We start from the raw sequence: 15,970 nt of genomic DNA, 5'->3' as shown, positions 1-15,970 counted from the left end.
TCCTAGAGCTTGGCCAGATATGGCTCGAGCGCAGCCAGGCCTTTCAGCGTGTTGGCGGGCGCATAGAGATCGACATGCGGCAGGGCGGCTTGGATGCCGGCGGCGATGGGCGCGTAGCCCTCCCATGCCATCATCGGGTTGAGCCAGACGATGCGGCTGCAGCGTTTTGCCAGCGCGGCCATTTCGCGGCCGAGCAGCTTGGCATCGCCGGTCTCGTAGCCATCGGAGACGATCAACACGCAGCTACGCGAATGAATGACGCGCGCCGCATGGTGGCGGTTGAAGGTCGCGAGGCTCTCGCCGATCCTGGTGCCGCCACCCGCGCCCTGCGCCAGAATCGACAACCGGTCGAGCGCGCGGGCTGCGTCTTTTTCCTTCATCGCATCGGACACGTGGGCAAGCCGGGTGTGGAACAGGAACGCTTCGGCCTCGCGAAATTCGTCGAGCACGCCATGGATGAAGCGCAGAAACACGCCCGTATACATGCTCATCGAGCCGGAGGCATCGAGCAACACGATCATGCGCAGCGGCTTGATCTTGCGCCGGCGCTTGACGAGCGAGATCGGCACGCCGCCGTGACTGATGTTGCGGTGAATGGTCCGCCTGAGATCGAGACGATAGCCGCGCCGCCGCGCCAGATCGCGCCGCGTCAGCCGCGTGCGCATGGCCTTTGCAAGCCGCGCCGCGGCAGCATGGGCCTGCTCCACCTGATCGGGGTCGGCCAGACGGCGGAAATCGGCCTCGCCGAGATTTTCCGCACGCGAGGCGCCTTCCATGCGTCCCTCGCCGCTACGGCCTTCCGGCGCGTCGTCGGCCGAGGGCACCTGGTCGCTCACGGAGGGACTGTCGCGCGCGCCTTTGCCCTGCAAGTTCTTCAGCGACGGACTGCTCGCCGCCTTTGCCGCGCCCATCGTGCTCGAACGCGACCGCACGCGCTTGCCGAGCCAGAACGCATCGAACAACCCGTCGAACCTGTCCCAGTCGGATTTGCGCGCCGAGAACAGATGCTTCAGCGCCGACCGCAACAGCCCGGGCCTCGCGGCGAAACCCGAAGCCATCAACATCGCGGCGTCCTGCCCCTCGGCAAGCCCGACCGCAAAATCATTGTCGCGCAGCGTCCGCAGAAAGGCGGCGAGCTTTTGCGCGGAGAGGCGTGAGACCTCATCGATCTCCGCGAAATGGGGAGTATCGCCGCAGCAGCTCATGCGACCTTCCCCAACAAGCGGTCGATGACCTCGCGCGTCATCCGGGCGCGATCCTCCTTGGTCTTGAGCAGGCACATCAGGGTCTCGTGCACGACTTCCGGAAGGTCATGGAGACCGCGGACGTCGAGGCCGACCAGCGCCGCCGCCCAGTCCAGCGTTTCCGCGACGCCCGGCACCTTGCGCAAGTCCTCCTTGCGCACGCTCTGGACCATCTGCGCGATCTGCAGCGACAGCGAAGCGGAGGCGCCATCGATCCGCGCCATGATGATGCGCGCCTCGCGATCGACGTCGGGATAATCGACATAATGATAGAGACAGCGCCGGCGTAGCGCGTCGGAGAGCTCGCGCGTGCCGTTCGAGGTCAGTACCACATGCGGAATCGAATTCGCCGTGACGGTGCCGAGTTCGGGGATAGAGACCTGAAAATCGGACAACAGTTCCAGCAAGAAAGCCTCGAACTCGTCATCGGCGCGGTCGATCTCGTCGATCAGAAGCACCGGCGGTTTGTCCTGGCGGATTGCTGCCAGCAGCGGCCGCTGCAGCAGATATTTCTCCGAGAAGATCTGGTCCTCGATCGTGTCGGCGTCGGCACCATGATGCGCCTGGATCGCCAGCAACTGCCGCTGATAGTTCCATTCATACAGCGCCGAGGATTGATCCAGCCCTTCATAGCATTGCAGGCGGATCAGCTCGGTCGCATGCACGCGGGCGAGTGCTTTTGCCACCTCAGTCTTGCCAACGCCCGCCTCGCCTTCCAGGAGCAGTGGACGTTTCAGGAGCTGCATCAGCGATATCGCGATCGCAAGCTCGGCGTCGGCGATGTAGCCGCATGCCGTTAGAGCTTCGGCGATCTCGTCCCGTGTTTTCATTTCCTGTAATGACTCCTCCTCGTCATTGCGAGCGAAGCGAAGCAATCCAGCGCCTCCCGTAAAAACTCTGGATTGCTTCGTCGCTTCGCTCCTCGCAATGACGGCACCGGGTCGCTACGCCGCGACCGCGCCCAGATTCTTCGCCGCCTGCCAGTTGCGCCAATAGTCATGCGGCATCTGGATGTGCGTCGATCCCAGGAACGAGAATGCGTCGTTCACCGCGTTGGAGAATGCCGGCACACCACCCACATTCGGGCTCTCGCCGACGCCCTTGGCGCCGATCGGATGATGCGGCGAAGGCGTTACCGTAAAATCGGTCTCCCAATGCGGCGTCTCGACCGCGGTCGGCATGAAGAAGTCCATGAACGAGCCGGTGACGACATTGCCGTCGTCATCGTAGCGGATTTCCTGGCCCATCGCGATCGCGAACGCCTCGGTCAGGCCGCCATGCACCTGGCCTTCGATGATCATCGGGTTGATGCGCGTGCCGCAATCATCGAGCGCATAGAAGCGTCTGACCTTGTAGACGCCGGTATCGACATCAATGTCCATCACGCAGAGATAGGCGCCGAATGGATAGGTCATGTTGGGCGGATCGTAATAGCTCACCGCCTCCAGCCCAGGCTCCATGCCTGGTGGCACGGAGTTGTAGGCCGCCCAGCAGATATCCTTCATCGACATGAATTTCTCCGGCAGGCCTTTGACGCGGAAGCCGTCGATGTCCCATTCGAGATCATCCTCGTGAACCTCGAGCTTGTAGGCTGCGATCATCTGCGCCTTGGCCTTGATTTTTCGCGCTGCCATCGCGATTGCCGCGCCGGCCACGGGCGTCGAGCGCGAGCCGTAGGTGCCGAGCCCGTAAGGCGCGGTATCCGTGTTGCCCTCCTCCACCATGATGTTGTCGGCGGGGATGCCGATCTCGCTCGCAATGATCTGCGCCCAGGTGGTCTCATGTCCCTGGCCCTGGCTCTTGGTCCCCATGCGCGCGATACCGGCGCCGGTCGGGTGCATGCGGATCTCGCAGGAGTCGAACATCGCGATCCCTAAGATGTCGCAATTCTTCGACGGACCGGCGCCGACGATCTCGGTGAAGAAGGAGACGCCAAGCCCCATGATCTCGCGCGTCTCCCCGCGCTTGAATGCCGCACGCCTTAAAGCCTGCTCGCTTCGAAGCGCGGCGTAATCCGTCACCTCCATCATCTTGCGCATCGCGGCGTGATAGTCGCCGGAATCATATTCCCACCCCAGCGCCGAGTGATACGGGAACTGCTCACGCCGGATGAAGTTCTTCAACCGCAATTCGGCCGGATCCATGCCGAGCTTTTGCGCCAGGATGTCCATGGCGCGCTCGATGCAATAGGCCGCCTCCGTCACCCTGAAGGAGCAGCGGTAGGCGACCCCGCCCGGCGCCTTGTTGGTGTAGACGCCGTCGACCGTGAGATGCGCGACCGGGAAATCGTAGGAGCCGGTGACGATGTTGAAGAAACCCGCCGGCCATTTCGAGGGGTCGGCGCAGGCATCAAAAGCCCCGTGGTCGGCGAGCACATGCACGCGCAGGCCCATAACCCTGCCGTCCCTGGTCGCGGCAATCTCGGTCGTCATGTGATAGTCGCGCGCGAACGAAGTTGCCGTCAGGTTCTCGATGCGGTCCTCCACCCATTTCACCGGCTTGCCGGTGACGATCGAGGCCACCGCCGCGCAGATATAGCCGGGATAGGCGCCGACCTTGTTGCCGAAACCGCCGCCGATGTCCGGTGAGATCACGTGGATCTTCTGCTCCGGCAGCTTTGCGATCAGCGACACCACGGTGCGGATGACATGCGGCGCCTGGAACGTGCCCCAGATGGTCAACTCGCCCTTGACCTTGTCGAAAGAGCAGACGCACTGGCACGTCTCCAGCGGCGAGGGATGGGTGCGGTGATAGGAGATCAGCTCCTTGATGGTGACATCGGCCTTCTTGAACGCGGCGTCCGTCAGCTCCTTGTCGCCAACGGTCCATTCGAAGATGTGGTTGTGGTGCTTGCGCGGGCCATGAGCGCCGTTTGTCTTTCCGGCGAGGTCTTCGCGCAACACGGGCGCATCCGGGGCCATGGACTTGAAGGGATCGATCAGCGGCGGCAATGGCTCGTATTCGACCACGACCTTGCTGACGCCATCGTCGGCGGCATAGCGGTCGGTCGCGACGACGAAGGCAACCTCCTGGTTCTGGAATAGCACCTTGCCGTCGGCCAAGACCATCTGGACATCGCCGGCCAGTGTCGGCATCCAGGCGAGATTGACGGTCTTCAGCGTCTCCGCGGTGATGACCGCGAGCACGCCCGGCACCTTCAACGCCTCTTCCGAATTGATCGACGTGATGCGCGCATGCGCATGCGGCGAGCGGACGAAGTCGCCGTGCAGCATGCCCGGCAGCTTCACGTCGTCGACGTAATTGCCCTTGCCCTGGGTGAAGCGAATGTCCTCGACGCGCTTGCGCTTGCAGCCCAGGCCCTCGAGCGCGGCGGTGCGGTGTTCCCGCGTGGGAGCTATATCGGTCATTCCGCGGCCTCCTTGAATTCCACGCCGTTGATCTTGGCGGCGGCGTATTGGATCGCCTTGACGATGTTCTGGTAGCCGGTGCAGCGGCAAATATTGCCGGCAATGCCCTGCCGGATCTCCTCCTCCGTCGGAGCCGGATTCTCCTTCAAGAGCCGATGCGCACGCATAATCATGCCGGGTGTGCAATAGCCGCATTGCAGGCCATGCATCATGCGGAAACCTTCCTGCAGCGGCGACAGCGAGCCATCTGCATTGGCCACGCCTTCGATGGTGGTGATCTCGGAACCATTGGCCTGGACCGCGAACATGGTGCAGCTCTTCACCGACATGCCGTCGATGTCGACGGTGCAGGCGCCGCAATGGGTGGTCTCGCAGCCGATATGGGTGCCGGTGAGCTGCAGGTTCTCGCGGATGAAATGCACGAGCAGCGTGCGCGGCTCGACCAGGCCTTCGACCTCGACGCCGTTGACCTTCATGCTGATGTGGGTTTTTGCCATTTGATCCCTCCTCTATCTCGCGCGCCCGGCCGCGCGCTGCAGCGCCCGCATCACCATCACGCCGCCGACATGCTTGCGGTATTCCACCGGCCCGCGTGCGTCCGCCGCGGGCGACATGATCGCCTCCGCCGCGGCTGCTGCCTGCTTCAATGTCGCCGCATCCAGGCCGGTGCCGATCACGACGTTGGCTGCGTCGGTGGCAAGCAATGGCGTCTCGTGCAGATTGGTGAGACCGATCGCGCAGCTCGCGACCTTGCCGCCGGCCATCGTCAGCACCACGGCTGCGGCTGCAGTCGCGTAGTCGCCGACCTTGCGCTTCAATTTCTCATAGGCATGCCCATGCCCGGCCGCGGCTGCGGGAATGGTAATGGAGGTGAGAATTTCACCGGGCTCGAGCGCGGTGAAATAGGCGCCCTGGTAAAATTCTGACGCCGCGACCTCGCGCGCGCCGTTCGGGCCCTCGAGCCGGTAAATGGCGCCGAGCGTCAGCATGAGAGCCGGCATGTCATTGCCGGGGTCGCCATTGGCGACATTGCCGCCCAAGGTGCCGCGGTAGCGCACCTGGGGATCGGCGATCAGGGCGGCGGCTTCCTGCAGGATCGGCAGCGCCGTCCTGATCTCATCCGAGGTTAGCAGCTCGTGCTGGGTGGTCATCGCGCCGATGACAATCTTGTCGCCCTCCCGGCGGATGCCCTTCAGTCCGGCAACCCCGTGCAGATCTATCAGATGGCCGGGGGTCGCGAGCCGCAGCTTCATCATCGGGATGAGGCTGTGGCCTCCGGCGAGTGGACGAGCCTCCTCGCCAAGCGTGGACAAAAGCTTGATGGCATCGGCCAGGCTTTCGGGCCGGTGATAGCTGAATGCGCCGGGAATCATCGTCTCCTCCCTCCGTCCTTTTGCACGCGTTGGATTCGCGCAGACGTTGGGCGGAGACGGTCTCTCCGCATAAGCGAGTTCGCAACGGCGCGGGCACAAACCCACGAAATTCGCACGAGGTGCGGCCGTCGGCGCACGAATTGCGTCAGAGTGAGCGACCTAATTTGGCCGTGGCCGTTGCTCCCTCGTGCCTGAACTGCGAGCGAGCCTCGAAGAATGAACCGCCCGCCCGCTGTCAGAGCCGCCCTCTCGCCCTTCGAGCCTCGCTTTCGCGAGCGCGTCAGGGTGAGGTGATACTGCGTTGGTAACCCGTAGGCTTGCGCTCAACCATCTACGGAGTTGAGCTTGACGGCGACAGCGACGACCGAGGCGCATGCACGTTGCGGCGCACAAGCCCGAGGCGGGCTTTGACCTCCGCAATCTTGGCGCGGCTGACGGGAACGCGATGCGGCGAGGGTCCGTCGAGCTCGATGACCGCACCGTCGCCCTCTTTGCGGACCAGGGTAACATGCGGAATGGCCACGATATGGCTGCGGTGCACGCGGACGAACAGGCCGGGATCGAGTTGCGCCTCGGCTTCCGAGATCGACCAGGGACACATCCGCTCCCGCGTGCCGTCGTGAACCCGCGTGTAATGGGCGTCCGCGCGCACGCTGCGGATATCGGCGGTGTCGATGAAGTGGGTCCCGTCGGCGCCCTCGACGGGAAGCCTTGGCGCCGGCGCAGGCCGCGGCGGCCGGCCGAGCCCGCCGAGCGGCGCCGCCGTCAGCCGCGGCGCGGCCAATGCAACCGCCGTCGCTTCAACCTGCAGCGCAACGGGGCCGGCTTCGGCCGCACTCACCTGCTCCGCCGCTGTCGCCAGATTTTGCCGCCGCGGATCCGGCACCAGCGACAGCAAGAACCCCGCCGCGATGACAAAGCACAGCACGGCCACGACGATCGACAGGATTTGCGGTGAGGCGGCAAGCCCCATTGCCGCGCGATGGTGCGCCTCGGCCGTCAGGGACACGAAATGCATACCGCCCATCGCCGTGTAGTGCATGCCAGAGACGGCAAGCCCAAAGGCAATCGCGCTCGCGGTCAGCCGTGCGCCATCATGCCGCGCGAGGAAGGCGCGCAGGCCGCCATAGGCGGTCACGATCGCGACCAATACCGAAAGCGCGACCATGGCGCCGTCATGTGCAATCGCGAAATCGCCGGCAAGGCCGTGGATGCCGACGTAATGCATGCTGACGATACCGAGCCCCAGCAGCACGGCCGAGGACGCCACACGCAAGAGTGACGGTTCGCCGATGGAGGCGAAGAACAGGGAAATACCGACCACCAGGGCGCAGATCAGAAAGGAAATCACGGTGGGCAGGACGAGATAGACGGCCTCGGGCGGAATCGGTGCCGCAAGCATCCCGACGAAATGCATGGTCCAGATGCCGAGCGCGAGAAAGGCGGCAGCGCCGGCCAACAGCGCGCGGCGGCTGACACCCACCGCATTGCGGACGCGGGCTGCCAGCGCAAAACCGGTGTAGCCTCCCAGGATCGCGATCGCCACCGAGAGCGCGACGAGATAGGGATCGTGTCCTTCGAACATGATCTTTTCGGCCTACCCGTCGCCACGGGCAAGCCTCCTCCCGCCGCCGAGCTTACCAACCCGGCGACGGGGATGACAATCAATCCATTGTGGCGGTCTAACCGCCCGCGACGATCCCGGCGGCGACCTGGCCGCGCAGCCGCTCCAGGCTGAGCAGCGTGTTGGCGCAGGCCTCCGCGACTTCGACGCCCTTCGTCGCAAAGTGCTTCTTGAAGAACTCGAAATGCGCCTGGCTCTCGTGAAACTGCTGCGGCGTCAGCACTGCGGAGAACACCGGCACCTCGGTGCGCAATTGCACGTCCATCAGCGCCTTGATCACGGTGTCCGCGACGAACTCGTGCCGGTAGATGCCGCCATCGACCACGAGTCCGGCCGCCACGATCGCGGTGTAGCGCCGCGTCTTGGCGAGGATCTGCGCATGCAGCGGGATTTCGAACGAGCCCGGCACCTCGAAAATGTCCACCCGCTCGCGCGGGACGTGGCGCGCCTCGATCTCATCAAGAAAGGCGATGCGGGCTTCCATCACCACGTCGCGATGCCAGGAGGACTGCACAAAGGCCACGCGCTGGGGCTTGGCGAAACGCGGATGCTGGGGCCGTGGCGGCGCATCGCCGGCGGACACACCTGCGCCTTGGGCGGAGGCTTCCAGAACTTGGGACTCTTCGATTTGAGAGTCCTGGATTTGAGAATCTTGGATTTGAGGATTTTGAAGTTGGGGGTCTTGGATTTGGGGGTCTTGCAACATCTGATTCATGGTTTTCCTCGTTTCAGGACCAGAATCAGGGCACACGGAACGACACCTCCCGCGCCAAAGCGCGGGTCATCGCGACCGTTCTCTTTCATCCGGACTTTAACCGTCGGCCTCGGATTCGCACCGAATCTGCTGACCCTTCCCTCGATGAGAAGGCGCTCGCGGGCTTGGGCTTAGAGCCTTTACCGCCGGTGGGGACTTTCACCCCGCCCTGAGAACTTAGAGCCACCCGGAATGGATGGCCGTCCGAAACTATGGCGAATGCGACGATCCCAGCAAGCGACTTTGGCATGGAAAATCCTCATGGTTCCCATGCCGGGAGCGCGAATCGCTGCTGCTGTTCCCTCTCGCCGTTGGGTGACGCGACGAGCGAAGCTCGCGCGATGAGGGGGTCGGCGTGATGCGCCGCGCGTCGCGCGTCGACCTCTCCCGGCGACCCCGGCGAGGTGCACACAGGATCAGCACGGAGCGAATCAATACCGGCTTCCAGGGCCAAAAGTTAACGATTCCTTGCCAGGCCGAATCCGATTCCGGTTTGTTCTCCCGTTAACGATTGTGCTGTGGACGGCCGCCCCTTTGGTTGTGGACGGATTCGGGGCCCCGTTGCGCGGATTCCGCAAATCACATCACTTGATCCCGGCAGGCCCGACCCCGGGGTTGCAACCGGCAGCACCGCGCGGGAGGCGCGCGCAAACCGGTCGCCGCGTGTGTACCAACAGATCGAAAAAGAAAAGGTCGAGACGGCATGTCCCTGCTCGAAGGCATCGTCGATTCCCCAAAGCACCCGCTCGCGGTGGTCGAGGATATCGCCGCCGATAACAACTGGCCGTTCGAACGCTCCGGTGAAGACGAGGTCACCATCGTCTCCAAGGGCGAGTGGACCGACTATCAGCTCTCCTTCACCTGGATGAGCGAGATCGAGGCGCTGCATCTGGCCTGCGCCTTCGACATGAAGATACCGAGCGCGCGCAAGGCCGAGGTGCAGCAACTGATCGCCGGCATCAACGAGCAATTGTGGGTGGGCCATTTCGATCTCTGGACCCACACCGGCATGATCATGCATCGGCAGGCCTTGGTGCTGCCGGGCGGCATGACGGCCACAAGCCGGCAATGCAAGAGCATGCTGGCCGGCGCCCTCAACGCCTGCGAACGTTATTTTCCGGCATTCCAATTCGTGGTCTGGGCCGGCAAATCCACGACAGAAGCGCTGGCCGCCGCGATGTTCGACACCGAGGGCGAGGCGTAGTCGTCCGCCAAGCCTTCGAGCCCGGCAAGAACGCGTTAATGCTTGTCGCTGGCGCCGTGCTTCACTACAACCGCCTGTGGTTACGGGTCCCGGCCTTCCCCGGGGCAACAGCGGTATTCGCGGTGAGATCGTGAGTAACACCTCTTCCTTACAGGATATCACCGGCACGATCGCGCTCGCTGGCGCGGGCAAGATGGGCGGCGCCATGCTGACGGGGTGGTTGGCCGGCGGCCTTGACCCCCGACGCGTCGCGGTGATCGAGCCGGCGCCGTCGGCTGACATCAGCGCGCTCGCCGCCAAGGGCGTTGCGTTCAATCCGAAACAGACAGCGGCGGTGGACACGCTGGTGATTGCGGTCAAGCCACAGAGCTTTCGCGACGCAGGCGTCGTGCTGAAGCCGTTTGTCGGCCCCGCGACGCTCGTCGTCTCGATCATGGCCGGCATGACGATCGCCTCGTTGCAGGACGTCTGCGGTGGCGCGGTGGTGCGCGCGATGCCCAACACGCCGGCGGCGATCGGCCGCGGCATCACGGTGGCCGTCCCGGCAAAAGATGTCAGCGCCGCGCAGCGGGCCACGGCCGATGCGCTGCTGCGCGCGACCGGCTCGGTCGAGTGGGTCGCTGACGAACACCTGATGGATGCGGTGACCGCCGTGTCGGGTTCGGGCCCGGCCTATGTGTTCCTGCTCGCGGAAGAACTCGCCCGCGCCGGTGTTGCTGCCGGACTGCCGGAGGAGCTTTCCGCGAAACTCGCCCGCGAGACAGTCGCCGGCGCCGGCGAACTCTTGCATCGCTCCGATCTTTCCCCCGCGACGCTGCGCCAGAACGTGACCTCACCCGGCGGCACCACCGCGGCGGCGCTGTCCGTGTTGATGGGCGAAGATGGCTTGCGGCAATTGATGACGCGCGCAATCGCGGCCGCGACCGTGCGGTCGAAGGAATTGGCGAAGTAGCATCTCGTCAGCGGTGAAGAGTTGTAGGGTGGGCAAAGGCGTGTCAGCGCCGTGCCCACCACCTTCTACGCGGATCGAGAATGTGGTGGGCAGGCTGCGCTTTGCCCACCCTACAATTCGCTCGCATCGCGGTTAGTGAGACATTGGCCTACGGGACGCCAAACCGCTCCTTGAACGCGGCCACACTCACCAGCCCGCGCGCGTGACGGCCTTCGCCGATCTTGCGCTTCTGATCGAACGCTTCGACCTCGAAGCGAATAACACGACGCTCCACCGCGATCACTTTCGCGGTGGTGCGCACCGTGGCGCCGACCGGCGTCGCCGCGATGTGGCGGATGTCGACTTCGGTGCCGACCGTGACCCAGCCAGGCGGGAGATACTGATGGATGGCATCGCCGGATGCCATCTCCATTTCCAGGATCAGCATCGGCGTCGCGTAGACCATGGGCATGTAGGACACGAAATGCCCCACCGTGCGCTCCGGCGGCACCACCAGGGTGCGCTCGGCGCTCATGCCGATCTTGATGACGTCGCGTGCGTCCATCTCGGGAAAACCGTCATTCCGGACGGGCCGCGGCACGCGGACCGATCCGGAATCTCGAGGTTGTGGCGCGAGATTCCGGGTTCGCGCTGGCGCGCGCCCCGGAATGACGGCTCCATTACTTCTTCTGCTCAGCCGCGCGCTCGACGAAGGTCTTGCCGCCCTTCATCTTATGGATCAGCGGCGCCTCGTTGATCTGGATCACGACGGCTTCGGCATCGACACCGAGATTCTTCACCAGCGCCTGGGTGATGTCGCGCATCATGCCGACCTTCTGCTCCTCGGTGCGGCCGGCGGCCATGCTCACGGTAATCTCAGGCATTGTCTTACTCCCCTTGTTCTTGGTTGGTCGCCAGACCGGCATTGCCGGGCCCGCTATGCGAACAGGCAATGCATCATTTGAAAGATGGATGCGCGGGTCAAGTCCGCGCTTGGCGAAAACGGCCTATCCCCACTTCACATCATGGCGCGCGAGCACCTCGCGCACCTTGGCGACGATCTCCTCTTCCTTGCAGGAGAATTGCGCAGGACGCGTCTCGCGCCATTCCTGATTGGAGGCGATGGCGGCGGCCGCCTTGGCGCCTTCGATCAGGTCCTTGATCTGCACTTCGCCGCGCGCCTTTTCGTCCGAGCCCTGGATGATCACGCAAGGCGAATTGCGGCGGTCGGCATATTTGAACTGGTTTCCCATGTTCTTGGGGTTGCCGAGATAGAGCTCGGCGCGGATGTTCTCGTTGCGCAGCGCGGAGACGAATTTCTGATAATCCGCGACGCGGTCGCGGTCGAACACGGTGACCACCACGGGGCCGAATTCGGGCCGCGTATCGAGCTTGCCGAGCAGCGTGAGCGCCGCCTGCAGGCGCGAGACGCCGATCGAAAATCCTGTCGCCGGCACGACCTCGCCGCGGAAGCGCGAGACCAGGCCGTCATAGCGCCCGCCGCCACCGACCGAACCGAAGCGCACGGGCCGACCCTTCTCGTCCTTGGTGTCGAGCAGGAGCTCAACCTCGAAGACCGGGCCGGTGTAATATTCGAGGCCGCGGACGACGGAGGGATCGATCTTGATGCGGTCCGGCCCATAGCCGGATGCAGCAACGAACCGATTGATCTGCTCAAGCTCGTCGCGACCTTCCTGCCCGATCTTGCTGTCGCGCAAACGCGCATCCATGGGCGCGCCTAGATCCTGCTCGATGGCGGAAAGCACAAGCGCGATATCGTTCTCTTGCAGCCCCGCACCTTTGGTGAAGTCGCCGGATTCATCCTTGCGCCCTTCGCCAAGCAATTGTCGGACTCCGGAAACACCCAGGCGATCGAGCTTGTCGATCGCGCGCATCACTGTCAGCCACTGCGCTTCGTCGGCAATCCCAAGCGCGTCACGAACCCCATCCAGCACCTTGCGGTTATTCACCTTCACCACATAGGAGCCGCGCGGCACGCCGAGCGCTTCCATGGTGTCGGCCGCCATCATGCACATCTCGGCATCCGCCGCGGGTGAAGCCGAGCCGACGGTGTCGGCATCGAACTGCATGAACTGGCGGAAGCGGCCGGGGCCAGGCTTTTCGTTGCGGAACACGTACCCGGCCCGATAGCTGCGGTACGGTTTCGGCAGCGTGTCGTAATTCTCCGCCACATAGCGCGCAAGCGGCGCGGTGAGGTCGTAGCGCAGCGACAGCCACTGCTCGTCGTCATCCTGGAAGGAGAACACGCCCTCGTTGGGACGATCCTGGTCGGGCAGAAATTTGCCGAGCGCGTCGGTATATTCGATCGCCGGCGTCTCCACCGGCTCGAAGCCATAGCGCTCGTAAGTTTGGCGGATTTTCTCCACCATCTGCCGCGTGGCTTTGATCGCGGCGGGGCCACGATCCTCAAGCCCGCGCGGCAAGCGGGCTTTGAGCTTTTGCGGTTTTTTGGGTTTGTCGGCCATCGGCGGCGTTTACCAGCGATGCAGCGAGGCGGCAACGGGTGCGTCATACGGCACGGCGTCATTCCGGGTTCGGTCGCGCCGCGACCAAACCCGGAATCTCGAGATTTGCGGGTTCGATGCTTTCGCATCGCCCCGGAACGACGGTGCCTCAAACGAGGACGCGGCTAGGCTATCGCGTCGTTGCCGGCCGCGAGGAGTGAATAATTCCGCCGCCAGTTAGAGAACCTTCCTGATCCAGTCGTGCGGGTCGGGCGCGCGACCGTATTGGATATCAACGAGCTTCTTGCGCAGCCCCATGGCGACGGGACCAGCCGCGCCGCCGCCGATGAGGAACTCGCCGCTTGCCGAACGCACCTTGCCGATCGGCGAGATCACAGCCGCGGTCCCGCAGGCGAAGGCCTCTTTCAGTCTTCCGCTGGCGGCATCGGCGCGCCACTGGTCGATCGTGTAGGGCTCTTCGCGCACGGGCGTGCCGGAATCCTTCGCCAGCGCGATGATCGAATCGCGGGTGATGCCCGGCAATATCGTGCCAAGCGGCGGGGTCGCGAGCGAACCGTCATCGAACACGAAGAAGACGTTCATGCCGCCGAGTTCCTCGACATAGCGGCGCTGGACCGCATCGAGGAAGACGACCTGGTCGCAGCCGTGATCGATCGCCTCTGCCTGCGCACGCAGGCTCGCGGCGTAATTGCCGCCGCATTTGACGGCGCCGGTGCCGCCGATCGCGGCGCGCGTGTAGTTCTCCGAAACCCAGATCGATACGGGCGCGGGTCCGCCCTTGAAGTAGGAGCCGACCGGCGAGGCAATGACGGCGAAGATGTATTCCGCGGAAGGCTTCACGCCGAGGAAGACCTCGCTCGCGATCATGAAGGGCCGCAGGTAAAGGCTTCCCTCGCCGCCGGGTATCCAGGCGCGGTCGATGCGAACGAGTTGCTCGACCGCATCGATGAATGCGGAATCGGGCAACGGCGGCATGGCCATGCGCTCAGCCGAATCCCGAAAGCGCCGGGCGTTGGCGTCGGGGCGGAACAGGTTCACGCCACCGTCCTCGCGCTTGTAGGCCTTGAGGCCTTCGAAAATCTCCTGCGCGTAGTGCAGGATGGCCGCGGCCGGATCGAGCGGAAAATGCGCGCGGGCTTCGACACGGGCGTCATGCCAGCCCGTGGCGTGGGTGTAGCGGAGCACAGCCATGTGATCGGTGAACACCCGGCCGAAGCCCGGGTCCACGAGCTTTGCCGCGCGCTCCTTGTCGGAGGTCGGGTTCGTCGCAGGCTGGATTTCGAATTTCAAACTCATTTTCTTGCTTTCCGCTGTCGGAACCGGCGCCATTTCTGCCGCCAGCCTGTTTCTCCGGACCTGCCGGCTTATGGGCACTGGACTTCACCACGGCCGCCGACCTCGCGGCCGGTTTCTAGCGCCATCGAGCGGTTCACGACATGCTTTTGCGGCATGCCGAACTCCAGTATGTTTGCCGACATGCCGCTCGAACATCGCACGGTACATCGGGGCGCGGCGCATGCCGCTTATATGAGCATTTCTGCCCGTCTTGGAACGTCCTTGAAAACGTCGTCGCAGCACGAAACGATCTAATATTTCGTGGCGGCTGATTGTTTTGTAACATTGAACCCTAGAAACGTCAACATGGCTGACATAAATTTCTCGAGTGCCGAGGCAAGCGCCATGGCGAGCGCCGATTCCCGAGCGACGGAGCCGCGGGATACAGCACCGCGCGGGGGCGAATTGCGCTGGGATATCATCGAGCTCCTTTTCTTCGCCTATCGCGATTTCGTCGGCGACGCCGATCAGGAGCTCGAGGCCTTTGGCTTCGGCCGGGCGCATCACCGCGTGATGCATTTCGTCACCCGCTATCCCGGCCTGAAAGTCGCCGATCTCCTGGACGTGCTGCGCATCACCAAGCAGTCGCTGGGGCGGGTGCTCAAGCAATTGCTGGACGAAGGCTACATCGTGCAAAAGACCGGCAGCAACGATCGCCGGCAACGCCTTCTTTTCGCCACCCCCAAGGGCGAGGCGCTGGTTACCAAACTCGCGACGCTGCAGACCACGCGGATCGAGCGCGCGCTCGCCGGCATCGACCCTTCCGGTACCGAAACGGTGCGGCGCTTCCTGCGCGCGATGATCGATCACGACGAACCGGACAAGGTTCTGGAGACGATTTTCAAAAACGCCAGCGCAAAGGAATGATCGTGCCTCTCGCCTCAATTGCCGCGCGCCCCGTCCCGCGACCGGCCGACGACGCACCGCATATTCTCCTGGTCGACGACGACCGCCGTATCCGCGATCTGCTCTCGCGGTTTCTCTGCGCCGAAGGCTATCGCGTCACCACCGCGATGAGCGCAAGCGATGCGAGAGCCAAGCTGATCGGCCTGCATTTCGACCTGCTGATCCTGGACGTGATGATGCCGGGCGAGACCGGCTTCGATCTGGCGCGCTTCATCCGCCAGTCCTCCACCGTGCCGATCATCATGCTGACCGCGCGGCACGAAGCGGAGGCCCGCATCGAGGGCCTGCAGATCGGCGCCGACGACTATGTCGCCAAGCCCTTCGAGCCGCGCGAGCTGGCGCTGCGGATCGGCAACATCCTCAAGCGCACCACGCCCCCGCCCGCGGAGGCGCTGGAGCAGGTCGCCTTCGGCCCCTACATCTACCACCTCGGCCGCGGCGAATTGCGCCAGGGCGAGGAGATCATCCACCTCACCGACCGCGAGCGCGAGATGCTGCGAATCCTCGCCGAAAGCCGTGGCGAGACCGTGCCGCGCGGCGCGCTGACCGGCAACGGCACGGTCAATGAGCGCGCGGTGGACGTACAGATCAACCGCCTCCGCCGCAAGATCGAGCGCGATCCCGCCAATCCCCTGTTCCTGCAGGCGGTGCGCGGCGTCGGCTACCGCCTGGTCGCTTCGCCTTAGGGCCGCCATGGCGTTGGATCGAAGCGAACTTCCATCTTTGACCGTCACCCTTCGAGGCT

Annotated in this window: 15 protein-coding genes and 1 riboswitch; of the genes, 4 read left to right on the top strand and 11 right to left on the bottom strand. The window is 64.1% G+C overall.

Annotated elements, in window-relative coordinates; translation table 11 throughout:
• Positions 1-2 precede the first annotated feature (2 nt).
• From P6U23_RS04725 to P6U23_RS04695, 7 genes are all read right to left on the bottom strand, one after another.
• Positions 3-1,205: a vWA domain-containing protein gene (locus P6U23_RS04725; RefSeq protein ID WP_407178426.1), complete on the bottom strand. Its 1,203-nt coding sequence runs from the start codon at positions 1,203-1,205 to the stop codon at positions 3-5.
• Positions 1,202-2,074, bottom strand: a complete 873-nt coding sequence (locus P6U23_RS04720) for an AAA family ATPase (RefSeq protein ID WP_407178425.1) — start codon at positions 2,072-2,074, stop codon at positions 1,202-1,204. Before P6U23_RS04720 ends, P6U23_RS04725 begins: the two co-directional genes overlap by 4 nt.
• Before the next feature lie 114 nt (positions 2,075-2,188).
• On the bottom strand, positions 2,189-4,612 hold the full coding sequence (locus tag P6U23_RS04715) for an aerobic carbon-monoxide dehydrogenase large subunit (RefSeq protein WP_407178424.1): 2,424 nt from the start codon (positions 4,610-4,612) through the stop codon (positions 2,189-2,191).
• Positions 4,609-5,109, bottom strand: a complete 501-nt coding sequence (locus P6U23_RS04710; protein WP_407178423.1) for a (2Fe-2S)-binding protein — start codon at positions 5,107-5,109, stop codon at positions 4,609-4,611. Before P6U23_RS04710 ends, P6U23_RS04715 begins: the two co-directional genes overlap by 4 nt.
• 12 nt (positions 5,110-5,121) lie before the next feature.
• Positions 5,122-5,985 carry an FAD binding domain-containing protein gene (locus P6U23_RS04705; RefSeq protein ID WP_407178422.1) on the bottom strand — a complete coding sequence of 288 codons (864 nt, stop codon included), beginning with the start codon at positions 5,983-5,985 and terminating at the stop codon, positions 5,122-5,124.
• Between the two features lie 331 nt (positions 5,986-6,316).
• Complete coding sequence (locus tag P6U23_RS04700) at positions 6,317-7,570, bottom strand: MHYT domain-containing protein (protein WP_407178421.1); 1,254 nt, start codon at positions 7,568-7,570, stop codon at positions 6,317-6,319.
• Positions 7,571-7,667: 97 nt separating this feature from the next.
• Positions 7,668-8,192 (bottom strand): 6,7-dimethyl-8-ribityllumazine synthase, encoded by a 525-nt coding sequence (locus P6U23_RS04695; protein WP_407178420.1) that lies wholly within the window; start codon positions 8,190-8,192, stop codon positions 7,668-7,670.
• 205 nt (positions 8,193-8,397) lie between these two features.
• Positions 8,398-8,544, bottom strand: a riboswitch (FMN riboswitch).
• A gap of 522 nt (positions 8,545-9,066) precedes the next feature.
• Here P6U23_RS04695 and P6U23_RS04690 point away from each other — a divergent pair.
• Together P6U23_RS04690 and proC are read left to right on the top strand one after the other, a co-directional pair.
• On the top strand, positions 9,067-9,567 hold the full coding sequence (locus tag P6U23_RS04690; RefSeq protein ID WP_407178419.1) for a YbjN domain-containing protein: 501 nt from the start codon (positions 9,067-9,069) through the stop codon (positions 9,565-9,567).
• 193 nt (positions 9,568-9,760) lie between these two features.
• Positions 9,761-10,519 carry a pyrroline-5-carboxylate reductase gene (proC, locus tag P6U23_RS04685; RefSeq protein WP_407181327.1) on the top strand — a complete coding sequence of 253 codons (759 nt, stop codon included), beginning with the start codon at positions 9,761-9,763 and terminating at the stop codon, positions 10,517-10,519.
• Between the two features lie 148 nt (positions 10,520-10,667).
• On the opposite strand, the gene P6U23_RS04680 is transcribed toward proC, so the two are convergent.
• The 4 genes from P6U23_RS04680 to P6U23_RS04665 form a co-directional block, all read right to left on the bottom strand.
• Complete coding sequence (locus P6U23_RS04680) at positions 10,668-11,063, bottom strand: thioesterase family protein (protein WP_407181326.1); 396 nt, start codon at positions 11,061-11,063, stop codon at positions 10,668-10,670.
• A 115-nt stretch (positions 11,064-11,178) separates the two neighbouring features.
• A complete protein-coding gene (locus P6U23_RS04675) occupies positions 11,179-11,382 on the bottom strand; it encodes a tautomerase family protein (RefSeq protein ID WP_024506154.1) in 204 nt (67 codons plus the stop codon).
• 123 nt (positions 11,383-11,505) lie between these two features.
• A complete protein-coding gene (gene hisS, locus P6U23_RS04670) occupies positions 11,506-12,888 on the bottom strand; it encodes a histidine--tRNA ligase (protein WP_407181325.1) in 1,383 nt (460 codons plus the stop codon).
• Between the two features lie 312 nt (positions 12,889-13,200).
• Complete coding sequence (locus tag P6U23_RS04665; protein WP_407178418.1) at positions 13,201-14,280, bottom strand: branched-chain amino acid aminotransferase; 1,080 nt, start codon at positions 14,278-14,280, stop codon at positions 13,201-13,203.
• 345 nt (positions 14,281-14,625) lie between these two features.
• On the opposite strand from P6U23_RS04665, the gene P6U23_RS04660 reads away from it, so the two are divergent.
• Both P6U23_RS04660 and P6U23_RS04655 read left to right on the top strand, forming a co-directional pair.
• Complete coding sequence (locus P6U23_RS04660; protein WP_407178417.1) at positions 14,626-15,186, top strand: MarR family winged helix-turn-helix transcriptional regulator; 561 nt, start codon at positions 14,626-14,628, stop codon at positions 15,184-15,186.
• Entirely contained in the window at positions 15,183-15,911 is a 729-nt protein-coding gene (locus tag P6U23_RS04655; protein ID WP_407178416.1) for a response regulator, read from the top strand. The genes P6U23_RS04660 and P6U23_RS04655 overlap by 4 nt, the downstream gene beginning before the upstream one ends.
• The last annotated feature ends 59 nt before the right edge of the window (positions 15,912-15,970 follow it).

Origin of the sequence: Bradyrhizobium sp. STM 3562, assembly GCF_045571435.1 — a bacterium.
Taxonomy (GTDB): domain Bacteria; phylum Pseudomonadota; class Alphaproteobacteria; order Rhizobiales; family Xanthobacteraceae; genus Bradyrhizobium.
The sequence above is the reverse complement of the archived record's forward strand: the minus strand, read 5'-3'. Positions and strand labels throughout refer to the sequence as shown.